General features: G+C 74.2%; 17 protein-coding genes and 1 tRNA gene. 8 read left to right on the top strand and 10 right to left on the bottom strand.

All coding sequences use genetic code 11. The features are described 5' to 3' along the window. Positions 1 to 11 precede the first annotated feature (11 nt). A complete protein-coding gene (locus BFL37_RS02140; RefSeq protein WP_086513523.1) occupies positions 12 to 647 on the bottom strand; it encodes a histidine phosphatase family protein in 636 nt (211 codons plus the stop codon). Then, positions 644 to 1,498 (bottom strand): Sir2 family NAD-dependent protein deacetylase, encoded by an 855-nt coding sequence (locus BFL37_RS02135; protein ID WP_086513522.1) that lies wholly within the window; start codon positions 1,496 to 1,498, stop codon positions 644 to 646. Before BFL37_RS02135 ends, BFL37_RS02140 begins: the two co-directional genes overlap by 4 nt. Positions 1,499 to 1,653: 155 nt before the next feature. Between BFL37_RS02135 and BFL37_RS02130 the strand changes: the two genes are divergently transcribed. Together BFL37_RS02130 and BFL37_RS02125 are read left to right on the top strand one after the other, a co-directional pair. Next, a complete protein-coding gene (locus BFL37_RS02130; RefSeq protein WP_086513521.1) occupies positions 1,654 to 2,463 on the top strand; it encodes a TrmH family RNA methyltransferase in 810 nt (269 codons plus the stop codon). Then, the gene (locus tag BFL37_RS02125; protein WP_086513520.1) at positions 2,460 to 3,674 is read left to right on the top strand and encodes a D-alanyl-D-alanine carboxypeptidase family protein; all 1,215 of its coding nucleotides are present in this window, start codon (positions 2,460 to 2,462) and stop codon (positions 3,672 to 3,674) included. The genes BFL37_RS02130 and BFL37_RS02125 overlap by 4 nt, the downstream gene beginning before the upstream one ends. Before the next feature lie 30 nt (positions 3,675 to 3,704). Here the strand turns inward: BFL37_RS02125 and BFL37_RS02120 are convergent, their stop codons facing one another. Then, positions 3,705 to 4,496: an SGNH/GDSL hydrolase family protein gene (locus tag BFL37_RS02120; protein ID WP_086513519.1), complete on the bottom strand. Its 792-nt coding sequence runs from the start codon at positions 4,494 to 4,496 to the stop codon at positions 3,705 to 3,707. A 125-nt stretch (positions 4,497 to 4,621) separates the two neighbouring features. Between BFL37_RS02120 and BFL37_RS02115 the strand changes: the two genes are divergently transcribed. The 3 genes from BFL37_RS02115 (at position 4,622) to BFL37_RS02105 (ending at position 8,728) form a co-directional block, all read left to right on the top strand. Beyond that, entirely contained in the window at positions 4,622 to 5,473 is an 852-nt protein-coding gene (locus BFL37_RS02115) for a VOC family protein (protein ID WP_086513518.1), read from the top strand. A 51-nt stretch (positions 5,474 to 5,524) separates the two neighbouring features. Further along, positions 5,525 to 6,706, top strand: coding sequence for an acyl-CoA dehydrogenase family protein (locus BFL37_RS02110; protein WP_086513517.1), 1,182 nt, complete (start codon positions 5,525 to 5,527; stop codon positions 6,704 to 6,706). A 213-nt stretch (positions 6,707 to 6,919) separates the two neighbouring features. Next, positions 6,920 to 8,728, top strand: coding sequence for a DEAD/DEAH box helicase (locus BFL37_RS02105; RefSeq protein WP_086513516.1), 1,809 nt, complete (start codon positions 6,920 to 6,922; stop codon positions 8,726 to 8,728). Positions 8,729 to 8,837: 109 nt separating this feature from the next. On the opposite strand, the gene BFL37_RS02100 is transcribed toward BFL37_RS02105, so the two are convergent. Genes BFL37_RS02100 through BFL37_RS02085 form a run of 4 tightly spaced genes read right to left on the bottom strand, consistent with a single transcriptional unit; the run spans position 8,838 to position 12,547 of the window. Then, on the bottom strand, positions 8,838 to 9,845 hold the full coding sequence (locus BFL37_RS02100) for a glycine betaine ABC transporter substrate-binding protein (protein WP_086513515.1): 1,008 nt from the start codon (positions 9,843 to 9,845) through the stop codon (positions 8,838 to 8,840). 2 nt (positions 9,846 to 9,847) lie between these two features. Beyond that, a complete protein-coding gene (locus BFL37_RS02095) occupies positions 9,848 to 10,612 on the bottom strand; it encodes an ABC transporter permease (RefSeq protein WP_086513514.1) in 765 nt (254 codons plus the stop codon). Continuing rightward, positions 10,609 to 11,913, bottom strand: coding sequence for an ABC transporter ATP-binding protein (locus BFL37_RS02090; RefSeq protein WP_086513513.1), 1,305 nt, complete (start codon positions 11,911 to 11,913; stop codon positions 10,609 to 10,611). The genes BFL37_RS02095 and BFL37_RS02090 overlap by 4 nt, the downstream gene beginning before the upstream one ends. Beyond that, on the bottom strand, positions 11,906 to 12,547 hold the full coding sequence (locus tag BFL37_RS02085; protein ID WP_086513512.1) for an ABC transporter permease: 642 nt from the start codon (positions 12,545 to 12,547) through the stop codon (positions 11,906 to 11,908). The genes BFL37_RS02090 and BFL37_RS02085 overlap by 8 nt, the downstream gene beginning before the upstream one ends. Before the next feature lie 250 nt (positions 12,548 to 12,797). Here BFL37_RS02085 and BFL37_RS02080 point away from each other — a divergent pair, with 250 nt between their 5' ends. After that, entirely contained in the window at positions 12,798 to 14,138 is a 1,341-nt protein-coding gene (locus BFL37_RS02080) for a DnaJ domain-containing protein (RefSeq protein WP_086513511.1), read from the top strand. 38 nt (positions 14,139 to 14,176) lie between these two features. Here the strand turns inward: BFL37_RS02080 and BFL37_RS02075 are convergent, their stop codons facing one another. The 3 genes from BFL37_RS02075 to BFL37_RS02065 all read right to left on the bottom strand — a co-directional run bounded on the left by BFL37_RS02075 (position 14,177) and on the right by BFL37_RS02065 (position 16,429). Then, positions 14,177 to 15,142 (bottom strand): NAD-dependent epimerase/dehydratase family protein, encoded by a 966-nt coding sequence (locus BFL37_RS02075; RefSeq protein ID WP_086513510.1) that lies wholly within the window; start codon positions 15,140 to 15,142, stop codon positions 14,177 to 14,179. Between the two features lie 44 nt (positions 15,143 to 15,186). After that, a complete protein-coding gene (locus BFL37_RS02070) occupies positions 15,187 to 16,203 on the bottom strand; it encodes a magnesium and cobalt transport protein CorA (protein ID WP_086513509.1) in 1,017 nt (338 codons plus the stop codon). Between the two features lie 140 nt (positions 16,204 to 16,343). After that, a tRNA-Leu gene (locus tag BFL37_RS02065) sits at positions 16,344 to 16,429 on the bottom strand. Positions 16,430 to 16,544: 115 nt separating this feature from the next. On the opposite strand from BFL37_RS02065, the gene BFL37_RS02060 reads away from it, so the two are divergent. Both BFL37_RS02060 and BFL37_RS02055 read left to right on the top strand, forming a co-directional pair. Beyond that, positions 16,545 to 17,855: a M20/M25/M40 family metallo-hydrolase gene (locus tag BFL37_RS02060; protein WP_086513508.1), complete on the top strand. Its 1,311-nt coding sequence runs from the start codon at positions 16,545 to 16,547 to the stop codon at positions 17,853 to 17,855. A gap of 42 nt (positions 17,856 to 17,897) precedes the next feature. Continuing rightward, positions 17,898 to 18,716, top strand: a complete 819-nt coding sequence (locus BFL37_RS02055) for an undecaprenyl-diphosphate phosphatase (protein WP_086513507.1) — start codon at positions 17,898 to 17,900, stop codon at positions 18,714 to 18,716.

Genomic DNA, 18,716 nt, shown 5'->3' with positions numbered 1-18,716 from the left:
GGCGCCCTCGATCAGCCCCGGCGCGCGGGGTCGAGGTCAGCGACGCCGGCGAGGTCGGCCACGCCGCCGAAGCGCAGCAGCGACAGCTCGCCGTCAACCACGCCGAACGTGTGCGCCGAGCCGTTCTCGATCATGGGACCCGGGCGCCCGAGGAGCGTGGCGTCGAGACTGCGGGCGAGCGCCGCGATCACGCCGCCGTGCGACACGGCGATGATCGAGCCGCCGGGGTGCCGCTCGGCCAGCCGGAGGAGCGCCGCTCCCGCGCGCTCCGTCACGGACTCCACGGTCTCGCGGCCCGGCACGTCGCCGTCGGGGAAGCGCGCCTCGATCTCCGAGTGGGTGAGCCCCTCGGCCAGGCCGTAGCGGCGCTCGGCGAGCGCGGGCTCCGGCAGCGGGCCCGCCGTGGGCGCGCCGCCGAGCGCCAGGTGCTCGGCGATGATCGACGCCGTCTCGAAGGCGCGACTCAGCGGGCTCGCGTGCACCGCGTCCCAGCCGGCTCCGCCGGCGACCGCCTCGGCGAGCAGCGCGCCCGCGGTGGCGGCCTGCGCGCGACCGGTGTCGTCGAGCGGGATGTCGCTGGATCCCTGCACGCGCCGCTCCACGTTCCACGCGGTGCGGCCGTGGCGGACGAGCACGATGCGGGTCACGCCGCGAGCTCCGTCGCAATCGCCCGGAGGGTCTCGCTCGTGCCGCCCTCGAGGCGCACGGTGGCGCGGGTGTCGCCCTTGGTGATGCCGCGGTTGAGGATCACGATCGGCATGCGGCTCCTCCGGGCGATCTCGAGCAGGCGGATGCCGGAATTGACCGCGAGGGACGACCCGGCGATGAGGAGCACGTCGGCCCCGGACACGATGGCGCTCGCCTCCTGGAAGCGCTCGGTGGGCACGAGCTCGCCGAAGAACACCACGTCGGGCTTGAGCATGCCGCCGCAGACGCTGCAGACGGGGATCCGGAACCGGTCGACGTCGTGGACCTGGGCGTCGCCGTCCGGGTTGAGCTCGACCGCGTCGGGCTGGTCGAGCCACGGGTTCTCGGCGCTGATGCGCTCGGCGATGGAGGAGCGCGCGTACGCCTGGCCGCAGTCGAGGCAGAGGACCCGGTCGAGCGAGCCGTGCAGGTCGACCACGCGGCGGGATCCCGCGCGCTCGTGCAGGCCGTCGACGTTCTGCGTGACGAGGCCCGAGACGACGCCCGCGGCCTCCAGGTCGGCGAGCGCCGCATGGCCGTCGTTGGGCCGGGCCGAGCTGAAGGCCTTCCAGCCCAGGTGCCCGCCCGCCCAGTAGCGGCGGCGGAAGTCGTCGCCCTCGCTGCGGAACTGCTGGAACGTCATCGGGTTCCGCTTCGGGGCGCCCTCGCCGCGGTAGTCGGGGATGCCGGAGTCGGTGCTGAGGCCGGCGCCCGTGAGGACGGCCGTGCGGCGGCCGCGCATCACCTCGACGGCCTCGGCGATCGTGGACCCCGCGGGGGGTCGGGGATCGTCACGGAGAGCGGTGCTCATGGGGCCTCCCGGTGCCGAGCGGACGCCCCGACCTGTCGGCGGGCGGCGACGGGGCAGGGCATCATTGTCCTGCCGAGTCTAGACAGCGCATCCCCGCGAAGGCTCCGCGCGACGAGGCTCCGCACCCGCCAGGGGCGGACGGAGGAAGGACCGGCGTGAAGATCCACCGCATCGAGGACCTCTCCTCCCCGGGCCTCGAGGACTACTCGCGGCTCACCGACGTGGCGCTCCGCCGCGTGAGCGAGCCCGAGGGCGGCCTCTACATCGCCGAGTCGACCAAGGTCATGGGCCGCGCGCTCGCCGCCGGCCACGTGCCGCGCTCGGTCCTCGTGCAGGAGCAGTGGCTCGACGACGTGGCCCCGCTCCTCGAGGGCTTCCCGGACGTGCCCGTCTTCGTGGGCGCCGCCGCCGTGCTCGAGCGGCTCACGGGCTACAACCTGCACCGCGGGGCGCTCGCCGCGATGCACCGTCCGCCGCTCCCCGCGGTCGCCGACGTGCTGCGGGACGCCCGCCGCGTCGTCGTGCTGGAGGACATCGTCGACCACACGAACGTCGGGGCGATCTTCCGGGCCGTCGCGGGGATCGGCGCGGACGCCGTGCTCATCACCCCGCGCTGCGCGGACCCGCTCTACCGGCGGAGCGTGCGCGTCAGCATGGGCACCGTGCTGCAGGTCCCGTGGACCCGCCTGCCCGAGTGGTCGGAGGCCGCGCCGCTCCTGCACGGGGCCGGGTTCCACCTCGCGGCGCTCGCCCTGGAGGACGACGCGGTGACGCTCGACGCCTTCGCGGCGGACCCGCCCGAGCGGATCGCGCTCGTGCTCGGCACCGAGGGCGACGGCCTCAGCCGCCACGCGCTCCGGCACGCGGACTCGACCGTCGTGATCCCGATGCTGCACGGCGTCGACTCGCTGAACGTGGCCGCGGCGAGCGCCGTCGCCCTGTACGCCCTGCGGGTCCCCGCGTGAGCCGCGCCCGCCGCCTCACGCTGGGGGGCGTCGCCGCCGCGCTCGTCCTCTCGGCGGGCGTGTACGTCCCCGTCACCCTCACCGCGGATCCGCCCGCCGCGGTCGCGCAGGTCGACGCGCCGCAGCCCGTCGTCAACGTGCCGACGCCGGAGACCTGGCCGGGCGACGGCGTCTCGGCCGTGGGCGCGATCGGGTTCGACGGAGTCCTGGCGACGAACGACCAGGCGCCGGTCTCCCGGCCCATGGCCAGCATCACCAAGACCGTCACCGCCCTCGTGGTGCTCCGCGCGAAGCCGCTGGCACCCGGCGAGGACGGACCGCAGGTCACCTTCACGGCCGAGGACGAGGCGCTCCGCGGCGAGATCCTGGAGCAGGACGGGATCGTCGAGCCCGCGGTCCCGGGCACGAGCCTGTCGCAGCGCGACCTCCTCGAGGGCGCCCTGCTCGCGAGCGCCAACAACTACGCGGCGGCGCTCGGGGTCTGGGCGTACGGCTCGAACGACGCCTTCGTCGCGGCCGCGAACTCCTGGCTCGCGGAGCAGGGGCTCACGGGCACGCACGTCGCCGACGCCATGGGCCTCTCGCCCCAGACCGTGAGCACCCCCGCCGACCTCGTGCGCATCGGCGAGATGGTGCTCGCCGACCCGGTGCTCTCGGACATCGTCGACCAGCAGAGCGCCGACGTGTCGGGCGTCGGCACGGTCGAGAACCGCAACCTGCTCGCGGACGTGCCCGGGTTCCGCGGCATCAAGACCGGCACCCTCGAGCAGGCCGGCAAATGCCTGCTGTGGGCCGTGGACACGAAGGTGGGGGACCGCGACGTGACGGTCGTCGGCGTGACCCTCGGTGCCCGCGACCACGCCGAGCTCGCCCGGCAGGTGCTCGCCCTGCTGCCCACGGTGACCGCCAACCTGCACGTCGTGCAGGTCGCGACCGCGGGGGAGCCGTTCGCCGACTACGCGACCGCGTGGGGCGCGACGGCCCAGGCCGTGGCCACCGCCGACGAGTCGTTGCTCGTGTGGGGCGACACGCCCGTCACCACGACCGTCGAGGCCTCCGGGTCCGGCGAGGCCCCCGCCGGCGCCGAGGTCGGGGCGGCCACCGTCACGGCCGGCGAGCAGACGGTGCGGGTGCCGCTGGCGCTCGACCGCGCGATCCCCGGTCCCGACGGCTGGTGGCGCCTCGGCAACCCGGGCGAGCTGCTCGGCTGACGCGCCGGTCGACGGAGCCGGCGCGGGGGATCAGCCGGCGGCGTCCGTGCGCGTCCACGGCGACGCGTCGGGCCGCTTGGCCGTGCGCCCGTCGCCCGAGGACTGGTGGCGGAGCCGACGCAGCACCCACGGCACGAAGTACGCGCGCGCCCAGTCGATGTCGCCGGCGCGCGCCTGGCTCCACGTCCGCGGGGGCAGCGGCTCGGGCTTCAGCGGCTGCAGGTCGTTCTCGACCGCGAGGGCGTGCAGCACCATGCGCGCCACCGTGTGGTGCCCGAGCGGGGCGAGGTGCAGCCGGTCGACGTCCCACATGCGCGGGTCCTGGATCTCGGTGAGCGCCCACTGGTCGGCCACGATGCAGTCGTGGCGGGCGGCGACGGCGCGGATGTCCTCGTTGTAGATCGCGACCTTGCCGCGGAGGCGCCCGAAGACGGGGGAGAACTTGACGTCGGTGCCCGTGAAGAGCACCACGGTCGCGCCCTCGGAGGACAGACGGGCGACCATCTGGTCGAGGCGGTCCGCGAGGCGGTCGGGATCGGCGCCGGGGCGGAGGATGTCGTTGCCGCCCGCCGACAGGGACACGAGGTCGGGGTGCAGCGCGAGCGCGGGCTCGACCTGCTCGTCCGCGATCTGCCCGAGGAGGCGGCCGCGGATCGCGAGGTTGGCGTAGGAGAAGCCGTCGACCTGGTCGGCCAGCACCTCGGCGACCCGGTCGGCCCATCCGCGGTACCCGCCGGGGCTGCCGGGCTCGGGGTCGCCGATGCCCTCCGTGAACGAGTCGCCGAGGGCGACGTAGCGGCGCCAGGGGTGGGGCTCGGTCATGCGCTTCCTTCCGGGTGGGACGCTCCCATCATAGGAACGCGCTCCGGCGGCATCGGGAATGCGGGCGCCCGGGCATTGGTTGAGCATTCAAGCAAACCGATGCACCGCCCGAGGAACGAGGACCCATGCCCGACCTGCTCTCCGCCGACACGACCATGGGGCCCGTGACCCTGCTGGTCGGCGACCTCGACCGGATGACCGCCTACTACCGCGACGCCGTCGGCCTCGACCAGCTCGCCGAGGGCGTGGAGTCCACCACGCTCGGGCGCGACGGGGTGCCCGCCGTGATCCTCGCGCCCGCCCGCGGCCTCGACCTCCCGAGCCCGGGGAACGCCGGCCTCTTCCACACGGCGGTACTCTTCGACGAGCCCGCCGCGCTCGCCCGATCCGTCGCCTCGCTCGCCGAGCGCGCGCCCGGCACCTTCACCGGCAGCGCCGACCACCTCGTCAGCCGCGCCTTCTACTTCACGGACCCGGAGGGCAACGGCGTCGAGCTCTACACCGACCGGCCCCGCGACGAGTGGACGTGGCAGGACGGACGCGTCGTCATGGACAGCCTCCGGCTCGACCCGGACGCCTTCCTCCGGGACGAGCTCGCGCCCGTCGCCGACGACGCCTCCGACGCCGCGAGCATCGGGCACGTCCACCTGCAGGTGGGCGACACGGATCGGGCGTCGGCGTTCTACGTCGACACGCTCGGCTTCGAGCTCGTGGCGGGGTGGCACGGATCGGCGATCTTCGTGTCCGCGGGCGGGTACCACCACCACATGGCCATGAACACCTGGAACAGCCGGGGCGCGGGCCGCCGCCCGGCGACGCTCGGGCTCGGCACCGTGCGCATCGAGGTGCCGACGCGCGAGGAGGTGGAGGCGGTCGACGCGCGGCTCCGGGCGGCGGGCGTCGCCACGCGGGATGACGGGCGCGCGCTCGCCTTCGAGGACCCGTGGGGCAACGCGCTGGTGCTGTCCGCCGCCTGAGTCCCCAACCCGGCCGGGCCGCGCGCCGGGGCGGCGGGGGAGACTGGGCGCATGACGCCCGCCTCCCCGGCCGACCCGCTCGCGCACCTCGACGCCGACCTCCTCGACCGGATCCGCGGCCGCGCCGCCGGCTACGACGCCCGCAACGCGTTCTTCGCCGAGGACCTCGACGAGCTGCGCGACGCCGGCCACCTCCGGCTCCTGGTGCCGCGGGAGCTCGGCGGATCCGGGGCCTCGCTCGCCGACGCCGTGCGCGCGCAGCATCTCCTGGCCCAGGCGGCGCCCGCCACCGCCCTCGGCGTCGGGATGCACCTCGTCTGGACGGCCGTCGCGCGGATCCTCGCCGACCGCGGCGACGACTCCCTCCGCGGCGTCCTCGAGGACGCCGGCCGCGGCGAGGTGCTGGCCTTCGCGATCAGCGAGCCCGGCAACGACCAGGCGCTCGCCGACGCGCTCACGGTGGCCGCACCCGACCCGGACGGCGGCTACCGCTTCACGGGCACCAAGGTCTCCTCGAGCATGGCGCCCGCCTGGACCCGCCTCGGCCTCTTCGGGCGCGACGACCGGGATCCCGAGCGGCCGCTCCTCGTGCACGCCTTCGTGCCGCGCGACGCGCCGGGCCTCGAGATCGTGCCCGACTGGGACACCCTCGGCATGCGCGCGACGCAGAGCCACACGGTCGTCCTCCGGGACGTCCGCGCCGCACCCGCCGATGTCGTGCGCCGGCGCGAGCACGGCCGACGCGACGACCCGTTCGTCCTCGCCGTGCTGCAGGCGTTCGAGCTGCTCATCGCCGCCGTGTACGCCGGGATCGGGCAGCGCGCCCTCGACCTCGCGGTCGAGTCCGCGCTCCGCCGCACCTCCCGGGCGGCAGGCGGCGCCGCGCTCGCCGCGGACCCCGGCATCCGGCACCTCGTCGCGGAGGCGGCCCTCGCGCAGGACGCGCTCCTCCCGCAGCTCACGGCGCTCGCCGACGACGTCGACCGCGGGGTCGACCACGGTGACCGCTGGGCGTCCCTGCTCGTCGGCGCCAAGGTGCGGGCGACGCGCACGGCCGGTGAGGTCGTGCAGCGGGCGGTCGCCGTCGCGGGCGGGGGATCCTTCCGCACGGGCGACGAGCTCGGCCGCCTGTACCGCGACGTGCTGGCCGGCGGCTTCCACCCGTCGAGCGACCGGCAGGCGGCCGAGACCATCGCGACGACGCTCCTGGGACCCGTGCCGCGCGCGTCCTGAGGGGAGCGTCCTGGGCGCCCGCCGGGCGGCTGGTGGGCACCGCTCGCGCATCGATCGCGGCGACGCGCCCGGACCGTCGCGGAGCCGCGGATCCGCTCCCGCGCCGTCACGCGGACGCCGGGCCGCTGGCCGCGCGGATCCGCCCGGCGCGACCTGCCGGGGCGGCCCCGCGCTCGACGGGAGGGCCGCCCGGTGCGGGTATCGTGAGGTCGAGTGAGCACCGTCCCGACCCCTCCTCCGCACGTCGGATCCGCCGCGGCCGAGCACCTCTCGCCGGCCTTCCCGGAGCGCGCCGCCTGGGGCACCGTCAGCAAGCTGCGGGCCTGGCAGGAGGAGGCCCTCACCGCGTACTTCGAGAAGGAGCCGCGCGACTTCCTCGCCAACGCGACGCCGGGCGCCGGCAAGACCACGTTCGCCCTCCGCCTCGCCTCCGAGCTGCTGCACCGGAAGACCGTCGACCGGATCACGGTCGTCGCCCCCACCGAGCACCTCAAGAAGCAGTGGGCCGACGCGGCCGCGCGCGCGGGCGTCCGCCTCGACCCGATGTACAGCAACAGCTCCGGCGCGCTCGGCCGGCACTACCACGGCGCCGCCGTCACCTACGCGCAGGTCGCCGCGAACCCCTACCTCCACAAGACCATGACCGAGCAGAGCCGCACGCTCGTGATCCTCGACGAGGTGCACCACGGCGGCGACGCGCTCAGCTGGGGCGACGCCATCCGCGAGGCCTTCGAGCGCGCCACCCGCCGCCTGTCGCTCACGGGGACGCCGTTCCGCTCCGACACCGCGCCCATCCCGTTCGTCAGCTACCTGCGCGACCACCGCGGGGTCCGCCTCTCGCAGACCGACTACGACTACGGGTACAGCCGCGCGCTCGCCGACGGCGTGGTGCGGCCCGTCATCTTCCTCGCCTACGCGGGCAGCATGCGCTGGCGCAACAAGATGGGCGACGAGATGGAGGCCCAGCTCGCCGAGGGCAACACGAAGGACATCACCTCGCAGGCGTGGCGCACGGCGCTCGCCCCCGACGGCGAGTGGATCCCGCAGGTGCTCGCCGCCGCCGACCGCCGCCTCAGCGAGGTGCGCCAGTCCATCCCCGACGCGGGCGGCCTCGTCATCGCGACCGACCACACGACCGCGCGCGCCTACGCGGCGATCCTGCAGCGGATCAGCGGGCAGCCCGTGACCCTCGTGCTCTCGGACGACGTCGAGGCGAGCGCGAACATCGACCGCTTCTCCCAGAGCACCTCCCGGTGGATGGTCGCCGTGCGCATGGTGTCCGAGGGCGTCGACGTGCCGCGGCTCGCCGTCGGGGTCTACGCCACCAGCGCGTCTACCCCGCTGTTCTTCGCGCAGGCCATCGGGCGCTTCGTGCGGGCGAGGCGTCGCGGCGAGACGGCGTCGATCTTCCTGCCCAGCGTCCCGAACCTGCTCGTGCTCGCCAACGAGCTCGAGCGCCAGCGCGACCACGCCCTCGACCGCGACTCCTCCAAGGAGGGCGACCTCTACAACCCCGAGGACGCCATGATGGGCGAGGCGAACCGCAGCGAGAAGGGATCCGACTCCCTGCTCAGCGAGTTCTCGTTCGAGGCGATGGGCTCCGAGGCCACCTTCGACAAGGTGCTCTTCGACGGCGCCGAGTTCGGGCAGATGGCCGACGTCGGCAGCCTCGAGGAGGAGGAGTTCATCGGGCTCCCCGGGATCCTCGAGCCCGAGCAGGTGCGCGAGCTCCTCGCCCAGCGGCAGCACCGGCAGTCGCGGCACGCCTCCGAGCGCGAGCGCAAGCAGGCCGAGAGCGGGGCGCCGAAGGATCCCGACGACATCCCGCTGTACCGCACGCTCAAGGAGCAGCGGCAGCTCCTCAACAGCCTCGTCGGCATGCGCGCGAAGCTGCACGGCGAGCCGCACGGGCTCGTGCACGCCGAGCTCCGCCGCGTGTGCGGCGGGCCCGCGGTCGGCCAGTGCAGCGTGACGCAGCTGCAGCAGCGCATCGACCAGCTCCGCCGGTGGATGCGCAGCTAGCGCGCTCGGACGGGTCGGGGGCAGCTCCGCCGGTGGATGCGCAGCTAGCGCGTTCGGACGGGTCGCGGCGGCTGCGCGCATGGAGGCGCAGCCGACGCGCGTCGCGTCCCTAGGGCGCGGTGACGAACCCGTTCTCGACCATGAACTGGAAGGCCACGTCCGCGGGCTCCTCGCCCCCGTCGTCGACCCGGAGGTTCATCTCGCGGAGGGCGTCGTCGGTGATCACGGGGGAGATCCGGTCGAAGACGTCCTGGAGTACCGGGTACTCCGCGAGGGTCGCCGAGCCGAGGACGGGAGCCACGTTGTAGGCCGGGAAGAAGCCGAGGTCGTCCTGGAGGATCGTCAGGCCGAGCTTGTCGATGCGGCCGTCGGTCGTGAAGACCTCGCCGAACTGGCACGTGCCGCGGTCCGTCGCCGTGTAGACGGCGCCCGTGTCGAATATCGAGACGTTGCCGTCGGGCACGCCGTCGGCGGATCCGCGCGGGATCCCGTAGGTCTCGAGCAGCGGCGACAGCCCGTCGGAGCGGGAGTTGAACTCCGCCTCCACGCAGAAGGTGCGCTGGTCGACCGGCAGGTCCCTGATCTGCGACAGCTTCGTGATGCCGAGGCGCTCCGCCTCCTCGCTGCGGATCGCGAGCGCGTAGGTGTTGTTGAGCGGCGCCGGGGTCAGCCAGGTGAGCCCGTTGGCCGCGTCGGCGTCGCGCACGGCCTCGTACTGCGCGCGCTGGTCGGGGATCCCCTCCGGCTCGCCCAGGTAGCTGAGCCACGCCGTGCCCGTGTACTCCCACGTCATGTCCGCTCCGTGGCTCGTCATGAGCTCGCGGGCCGGCACGCTGCCGGGCACGTTCGTCTGGTCGGTGACGTCGAACCCGGCCGCCTTCGCGGCGATGACGGCGATCTTGCCGAGGATCAGCTGCTCGGTGAAGTTCTTGGAGGTGACGGTGAGGTGCGCGCCGGCCGGCAGGTCGAGCGGCTGGATGGAGCCGGGCGCGGCGTCCGGCACGTACGCCGTGGCGGGCTGCAGCCCGCAGCCGGTGAGGGTCGCGAGGGCGGCGGCCACGAGCGCGGGGACGCCGAGCGCGCGGCGGAGGCGCGCGGAGCGGGGGAGGGTCGGCACGATCAGAGTCCCTTCGGGCGGGCGACGTGCTCGACGACGCGGCCGAGCCAGTCGATGGCGAGCGCGAGGAGCGCGATGAGCAGGGCCCCCGAGACGAGCACGGGGTAGAGGTAGAGGTTGACGCCCGTGGTGATGAGGATCCCGAGGCCGCCGCCGTTGACGAACGCGGCGAGCGCCGCGGTGCCGACGAGGAGCACGAGCGCGGTCCGGATCCCCGCGAGCATCACGGGCACGGCGAGCGGCAGCTCGATGCGGAAGAGCACGGATGCGCGGCTCATGCCCATGCCGCGGCCCGCCTCGACGAGGCGCTCGTCGACGCCGCGGATCCCGAGGATCGTGTTGCCGAGCACGGGGAGCGCCGCGTAGACGACGAGCGCCACGAGGCTCGCGACGAAGCCGTTCGGGACGAGCATTGCCAGCAGCACCACGAGGCCGATCGCCGGGGCCGCCGTCCCGAAGTTCGCCACCGCGAGGACGGGCGGGGAGAACCGCCGGAGCCGTCCCCGGGTCATCAGGACGCCGAGCGGGACCGCGATGACGAGCACGATCGCGGCGGCCGAGAAGGTGAGCGCGAGGTGCTCGAGCGTCGACCTGCCGAGGGCGGCGGGCTCGAGCGTCGTGCGCTCCACCGCGGTGAGCGGCGCCACGGAGAGCCAGACGAGGTACGCCCCGAGGACCGCCGCGATGGCGACGGGCTGGGCGACGAGGCCGCGCCAGCCCTGTGCGCCGCCGGCGGCGTCCGCGCCGGTGTCGGTGACGGCGCTCATCCGGCCTGCCCGTCCTGCCCGGCGGGTGCCTCGGCGGTGGCGGATCCGGCGTCCCGCTCGGCCCGGGCGGCGTCGGCGCCCACGGTGCCGATCGTGCCGGTGTTCGTGCCGACGGGCGCGCCGTCGATCCCGTCGGCCGCGGACGCCCGCGCGCTCGTGATGGCGTCCATGACCGTCTCGACGTCGATCACGCCGAGGAAGGCGCCGCCGCGTCCCGTGACGAGGGCAGCGCCCGCGCTCGAGACGAGCATGGTGTCGAGCGCGTCGTTGAGGGTCGCACGGGCGCCGATCACCGGCAGCCGCGGCTCCGGGACGGCGCCGACGACGTCGAGCCGTCCGAGCTGGCGGCGGGAGGGCCACTGGATGGGGCGCTGCCGGGCGTCGACGACGACCGCGTGCCCGTGGCCGACCTCGTCCATGCGGGCGAGCACGTCGCGCGCCGCGTCGCCCGGGTGCGCGATCACGGCGTCCGCGAGCGGCACCTCGTCCACGCGACGGAGCGTGAGCTGCTTGAGTCCCGCGCCCGACCCGATGAACTCCTCGACGAACGCGTCGGCGGGCTCGGCGAGGATCCGCTCGGGGGTGTCGTACTGCACGATGCGGGCGCCCTCGGCGAACACGACGATCCAGTCGCCGAGCTTCACGGCCTCGTCGAAGTCGTGCGTGACGATGACGATGGTCTTCTGCAGCTCGGCCTGGATGCGGATGAGCTCGTCCTGCAGGCGCTGCCGGGTGATGGGGTCCACGGCGCCGAACGGCTCGTCCATGAGCAGCACGGGCGGGTCGGCCGCGAGCGCGCGGGCCACGCCGACGCGCTGCTGCTGGCCGCCGGAGAGCTCCTTCGGATAGCGGTCGCGGTACTGCTCGGGGTCGAGCGAGACCAGCTCGAGCAGCTCGTCGACGCGGGCGCGGATGCGGGCGGCGTCCCAGCCCAGCATCTTCGGCACGACCGCGATGTTCGCGGCCACCGTCATGTGCGGGAAGAGCCCGCCGGCCTGGATCACGTAGCCGATGCGGCGCCGCAGCTCGTCGCCGTCGATGCCGGTCACGTCCTCGTCGCCCAGGACGACGCGGCCCTCGGTGGGCTCGATGAGCCGGTTGATCATCTTGAGCGTCGTGGTCTTGCCGCAGCCCGACGGGCCGACGAGCATGACGATCTTGCCGGCGGGGATCTCCAGCGTGATCCCGTCGACGGCCGGCTTCGCCTGGCCCGGGTACCTCTTGGTGACGCCGTCGAGCAGGATCGAGCGTCCGCTGATCTCGGGCGCGCCGGGGGCGGGGGTGGTGGTGGTCTCAGACACGGATGCCTCTCGGAGTGGTGAGCCGGCCGATGCCGACGAGGACGAGGTCGAGCAGGAGGGCGAGCAGGACGACGCCGATGACGCCGGTGAGGACGGACTCGGTCGAGTTCGCGCCGCCGAGGCGGGAGAGCCCGGAGAAGATGAAGCCCCCGAGCCCGGGCCCGAGCACGTAGGCGGCGACCGCGGCGATGCCCATGACCATCTGCGCGGAGACGCGGATGCCGCCGAGGATCACGGGCCACGCCAGCGGGAGCTCGATCCGCAGCAGCGTGCGGACGCGCCCCATGCCGATGCCGCGGGCGGACTCCACGATCGCGGGGTCGATGCCCGTGAGCCCCACCACCGCGTTCCGGAGGATGGGCAGCACGGCGAAGAACGTGACGACCGCGACGGCCGGCGCGACGCCGAAGCCGAGCGGCGCGATGAGCAGCCCCACCAGCGCGAAGGCGGGGAGCGTCAGCCCGATCGCGGAGACGCTGTTGGCCAGCGAGCTGAGCGGACGGCTGCGGTAGACGAGCGCGGCGATCCCCACGGCGATCACCGTCGCGAGCACGAGGCACTGCACCACGAGGCTGAGGTGCTGCCAGGCGGAGAAGGCGATCTGGTCGGCGCGGGAGATCAGGAAGTCCCACATGTCGGTCTCCTCAGGAAGGGGCGGTCACCGGGAGGGGCATCGGCGGTGGCCCACCCTACGCAGGCCGTCCGCGTGCGCGAAGTTCGCCGCCGGACTCGAATCGGTGGTATCACGCGCGCACGGCGTGCGGGCGCGCGCGATCTCGTGCGGTACGGGCCGCCGCGCACGGGCGCTCGGGCGTCGCCCAGGCGCGCTCGCCTACGCTCGTGATCCTGGGAGCCGCCCGACCGGTTCCCGCGAGGAGCCACCGATGCCCGTCCCGTCGCGCGATGCCGACGCGTACGCCGTCCTCCGCGTCGAGCCGTCCGCGTCGCAGGACGAGATCCGCCGGGCCTACCGCCGCCGCGTGCGCGACGCCCACCCCGACATGGGCGGCAGCGCGGACGAGTTCCAGGCGGTGCGCGACGCGTTCGAGGCCGTGGGCGATCCCGAGAGCCGCGCCCGCTACGAGCGCACGCTGCGCGAGGCGCCCGCCCCGGAGGATCCCGTCGGCCGCGCCCATCCCGCATCACCGCCTTCCGGCTACGACGGCGACTCCTGGGATCCCGCCTCCCGGCGCGGACGCCCCGGCGCTCCGCGCGAGCGTCCCGCCGCCCGCACGCGCAGCTTCGGCCACCCCGGCGGATTCGCGCGGCTCCGCTACCTGTCCCTGGTGCGCGAGTGGCTCGCGGATCCCGCCGAGCCGTCGGTCCCCGCCGCCCCCGTCCCACCACGCGGCGGCCGCGCCATGGCCGACCGGCCGGAGCCGTACGTCCGGCGGATCCGCGCGGTCGCGCCGCCCGTGACCGCCGCCCTCGTCGCGCTCGTCGTCCTCGTCTCGGGGCTCGGCGTCGTGCCGGCCGTGGTCGGCCTCGTCGTCGGCGCCGCCGTCGGCCTCGCCGGCGCGGGCCCCCTGGGCAGCGCCTGGTACCGCGCCGAGGAGCCGCGGCGCCGCGCGGCGGAGCGGCTGCAGGAGGAGGTCCTGGCGCATGAGCGGGCCCTGCGCGCCTACCCGGACCTCATGGCCGCGTACAGCGCGCGCCTCGCCCGCCTCGAGGAGCTGCGCCGGCGCTTCGAGGCCGACGCCTACGCGCCCGACCTCGTCGCCGACGTGCCCGCCGCCGCGGCCGAGTCGCTGCGGGCGGCCGTCGCGCAGGAGGAGACCGCGCGCGAGCTGATGGAGCTCGGCCCCTCGTACGCGTTCTGGAACGGCGTCGCCGTGCCGCGCTCGGGCGACGCGATCGACCACCTCGTGCTCGGGCCGCAGGGGCTCGTCGCGGTCGAGTCGGTGCCCGGGGGAGCCGCAGCTGCCGCGGATCCGTCCGCCCGCGACGCCGCGCTCCGGAGCCTCGACCGCCGCGCCCGCGCCCTGGCCCGCGAGATGGAGGTCCCCGTGGTCGGCCTCGTGCTCTCGCTGCCGTCCGGCATCCTCGGCGCCGCCCCCGTCGTCCTGCACGCGGCCGACGACCCGCAGGCGCTGCCGGCCTACGCGGTCGCCCGCACGCTCCTCGCCGACCACGTGGCCGCGGGCCTGCCGGGCCTCCACGCGATGGACCCCGAGCGCCTGCTCGCGGTCCGCACCCGCCTGGTGCTGGACGCGCGCTTCGTCTGACCTCCGGCCGCGACCGCGACCCGTGGCGGCGGCGCCGGTCAGCGGGGGAGCGGCACGTCCAGCTCGCCGGCGCGGACCATCCACTCGACGGCCTCGCGCGCGGCCTCCTCGCTCGTGAACCGCGGCGCGTAGCCGAGGACGTCGCGGGCCTTGTCGATGCTCGCGACGTGGCTGCGGCTGAGGTGCTGCCAGCTGGCGTCGGCGTGATCCGCCTCCGTCCGGGCGCGGAACCCGTCCCAGTCGAGGTGCTCCAGCTCGGGCTCGCGGCCGAACCAGGCGGCCGCCGCGCGGGCGAAGCCGCGGACGGAGAGCGCGCGCTCCGACACGGCGTGGAAGCTCTCGCCGACGCTCGTCTCGCGGTTGGCGATCGCCAGCTGCACGACCTGCGCGACGTCGTCGGCGTGCACGTGGTGCATGGTCTCGCTGCCGGATCCCGGCACGGGGAGCGCTCCGCCGGTGGCCAGCGCGGTCCACACGGCGGGATCGAGGTTGCCGACCGGCGTGATCACGGGCCAGCCGCCGCCGCTGATGTGGCCCGGGTGCACGACCGTGCACGGCACGCCGCCGGACCGCGACTCCGCGATGAGGTAGCGCTCGATCTCCGCCTTCTGCACGCCGTACTCGCCGAACGGCTCCTTGGGGTCGTCCTCGCGCAGCGGCAGGGAGGCGCTCAGGCCGTGGGTCCAGATGCTGCCGATGTGGAGCAGGTGGCGCACGCGGCCGCGCAGCCCCTCGACCAGGTGCCGCGCCGACGCCGGCGTGAAGCAGACCAGGTCGACGACGACCTCGGGGGCGAGCTCCGCGATCCGGTCGGCGAAGGTGCCGGCGGCATCCTCCGCGTCGCGGTCCACGCGCACGCGCTCCACGCGGTCCCAGAGGGGCGACGCGCGGTAGGGCTCGCGCGTGCCGCGGCTGACGGCCACGACGTCGTGCCCGGATTCGACGAGGCGGGGGACGAGGAAGGTCCCGATGTGGCCGGTGGCTCCGATGACGACGACGCGCATCCCGTCACCCTAGCGGCGCGGCGGACCGCCGACCGGCCCCGCGATCAGATCCAGCCGCGCTTGCGGAACGCCGCGTAGAGGATGACGCCCATCACCACCATGAGGCCGAGGGCGAGCGGGTACCCGTACGCCCACTCCAGCTCGGGCATGTGCACGAAGTTCATGCCGTAGATCGTGCCCACCAGCGTGGGCGCGAAGAGGATCGCGGCCCAGGAGGAGATCCGCTTGACCTGGTCGTTCTGCGCGAGGCTCGTCTCGGTGAGCTTCTTCATCTCGTCGTTCTGCCGCTGGCCGACGAGCGTCGTGTGCACCGTGAGCGCGTTCTGCAGGAGGGTGCGGAAGGCGTCCGCTCGCTCGGCGACCCGGATGACGTGGTCGTGCACGTCGCGGAAGCCGCGGCGGAGCTCGAGGTCGACGTCGCCGTCCTCGGCCCGGCGGCGCAGGTCGTCGAGGATGGAGCCCAGCGGCGCGGTGGCACGCTGGAACGCGGTGACCTCGCGCATCAGCGCGTAGATGCGGCGGGAGACGTCGGGGTCGGCGCCGAAGATCTGGTCCTCGATCTCGTCGACGTCGTCCTCGAGGCCGGAGGCGACGGGGCCGTACTCGTCCACGACCTGGTCGAGGATCGCGTACATGACGGCGCGCGGGCCCAGGGCGAGCAGCTCGCTGTCCTCCTCGAGGCGGTGGCGGACGGCGGCGAGGTCGGGCGACTCCGCGTGCCGGATGGTGACCACGAAGTCCGGCCCGACGAAGACGTGCAGCTCCCCGAACTCGACGCGCTCGTCCGCGTCGACGTAGCGCGCGGGACGCAGCACCACGAACCAGGTGTCGCCGTAGCGCTCCATCTTCGACCGCTGGTGCCCGCTGAGCGCGTCCTCGACGGCGAGCGGGTGCAGGCCGAACTCGTCGGCGACGCGGTGCAGCTCCTCCGGGTCCGGGCGGTACAGGCCGATCCACGCGAGGCCCTGGCGCTCGCGCATGACCTCGAAGGTCTCGTCGAGGCTCTCCGGGTCCGCGGTGCGGACCCCCTGCACGTACACGGCGCTGTCGACGACGGTCATGGGATCTCTTCTCTCGGCTGGGACCCGCACGCGGGCCGAGAGCGACTGTAGCCGTGCCGCGGACGGGAGACCCGGGAACGAGGCACCGGGAAAGAGGAAGAGCCGGCCGGATCCTCGTGGATCCGACCGGCTCTCGTGTGTGTCCGAAGGGGGACTTGAACCCCCACGCCCTAATACGGGCACTAGCACCTCAAGCTAGCGCGTCTACCAATTCCGCCATCCGGACAGGATGTGCGGCTCGCCGTCACCGGCTGCCGAGAGACGACATTAGCACGGCTCCGGAGGCGCTCTCGACCACCCGGCGGCAGGACGCGCGCACGCGCCCTCGATAGCGTGGACCCATGACCGACACGCTCCCCGACGACCTCGACGCCACCGCGCGCATCGCCCGCGACCTCATCCGGTTCGACACCACCAACCACGGCGAGGGCAGGTCGGAGGGGGAGACGGAGGCGGCCGAGTACGTCGAGCAGCACCTCCTGGACCTCGGCCTGGAGCCCGAGCTCATCGACGCCGCGCCCGGCCGCACGAGCGTCCTCGCGCGCATCCCGGGACGGAACCGCGACAAGCCCGCGCTCGTCGTGCACGGCCACCTCGACGTCGTCCCGGCCGACCCGGCGAACTGGTCGGTGGACCCGTTCGGCGGCGTCATCCAGGACGGCATGCTCTGGGGCCGCGGCGCCGTGGACATGAAGAACATGGACGCGATGATGATCACCGCGCTCCAGGAGATCATCACGTCGGGCCGCGCGCCCGAGCGCGACCTGATCATGGGCTTCTTCTCCGACGAGGAGGCCGGCGGCGTGCTCGGCTCCGCGTACGTCGTCGAGAACCGCCCCGACTGCTTCGCGGGCGCGACCGAGGCCATCAGCGAGGTCGGAGGCTACTCCATCGACCTCGCCGGGAAGCGCGCCTACCTGCTCCAGACCGGCGAGAAGGCGCTCGTCTGGGTGCGCCTCGTCGCCACCGGCACCGCCGGCCACGGCTCGCAGGTCAACCGCGACAACGCCGTCACGCGGCTCGCGGGCGCGGTCGCGCGGATCGGCATGGAGGAGTGGCCCGTCCACCTCACCGACACGACCCGCCAGCTGCTCGACGAGATCGCCCGCATCGTCGGCCAGGACCCGACGCAGGTGACCCCCGACGACCTCGCGATCGCCACGGGCACGGCGTCGAAGTTCATCGCCGCGACGCTGCGCACCACCACGAACCCGACGCTCCTGCACGCCGGCTACAAGCACAACGTGATCCCGGACACGGCCTCGGCGCTCGTCGACATCCGCGTCCTGCCCGGCGAGGAGGAGGCGGTGCTCGCCCGGGTGCGCGAGCTCGCGGGCGACGGCGTGGAGGTGCAGGTCGTGATCCAGGACGTCGGGCTCGAGAACCCCTTCGAGGGCCCGCTCGTGGACGCCATGGTGGCGACCCTCGGCGCGCACGACCCCGGGGCCGAGGTGCTGCCCTACATGCTCTCCGGCGGCACGGACAACAAGGCCCTCAGCCGGCTCGGGATCACCGGATACGGCTTCGCGCCGCTCAAGCTCCCGGCGTCCATGGACTTCCCGTCCATGTTCCACGGCGTCGACGAGAGGGTCCCGCTCGACGCACTAGTCTTCGGGAGGCAGGTCCTCCGGGACCTCCTCCTGACCTACTAGAACCGAGCCCCAGGTGGGCCACCCGACACGTGGAGCGCACGCTTGAGCTATCTCGAGGCGATCATCCTGGGCCTCGTCCAGGGTCTGACCGAATTCCTGCCCATCTCCTCGAGCGCGCACCTCCGCATCGCCGGGCTCTTCATGGGCGGCGACCCGGGCGCCACGTTCACCGCCATCACGCAGCTCGGCACCGAGCTCGCGGTCGTGGTGTTCTTCCGCAAGCGCATCGGCAAGGTCCTCTCGGCGTGGTTCCGGTCGCTCCGCGGCGGCATGCCGAAGGGCGACCCGGACGTGCGCATGGGCTGGCTCGTCATCATCGGCACGATCCCCATCGGCATCGCCGGCTACCTGTTCCAGGACACGATCCGCTCCACGTTCCGCTCGCTCTGGATCGTCGCGATCGTGCTCATCGTCTTCGGCATCCTGCTCGGCCTCGCCGACCGCTACAGCCGCAGCGACCGCCTCGAGAAGGACATGACGTACGGGCACGGCGTGAGCATCGGCATCGCGCAGGCCCTCGCGCTCGTCCCCGGCGTCTCGCGCTCGGGAGCCACCACCACCGCGGCGCGCGCGTTCGGGTACTCCCGGCCGGTCGCGGCGGAGTACTCGTTCCTGCTGGCCGTCCCCGCCGTGTTCGGTAGCGGCCTCTACGAGCTCGTGAAGAGCTTCGACGAGACCGGCCAGGCGGGCGCCGGGCAGACCGCGGTGGCCACGCTCATCGCCTTCGTCGTCGGCCTCGCCGTCATCGCCGGGCTCATGCGCTACATCTCCACGCGCACGTTCATGCCGTTCGTCGTCTACCGCGTCGCCCTGGGCGCCGTGCTCCTGGTGCTGCTCGGCACCGGCGCGATCGCGGCCTGA

Source organism: Clavibacter michiganensis (assembly GCF_002151125.1).
GTDB classification, from domain to species: Bacteria; Actinomycetota; Actinomycetes; order Actinomycetales; family Microbacteriaceae; genus Clavibacter; species Clavibacter michiganensis_C.
Note: the sequence above shows the minus strand (reverse complement) of the source record. Positions and strands in the feature narration are given on the sequence as shown.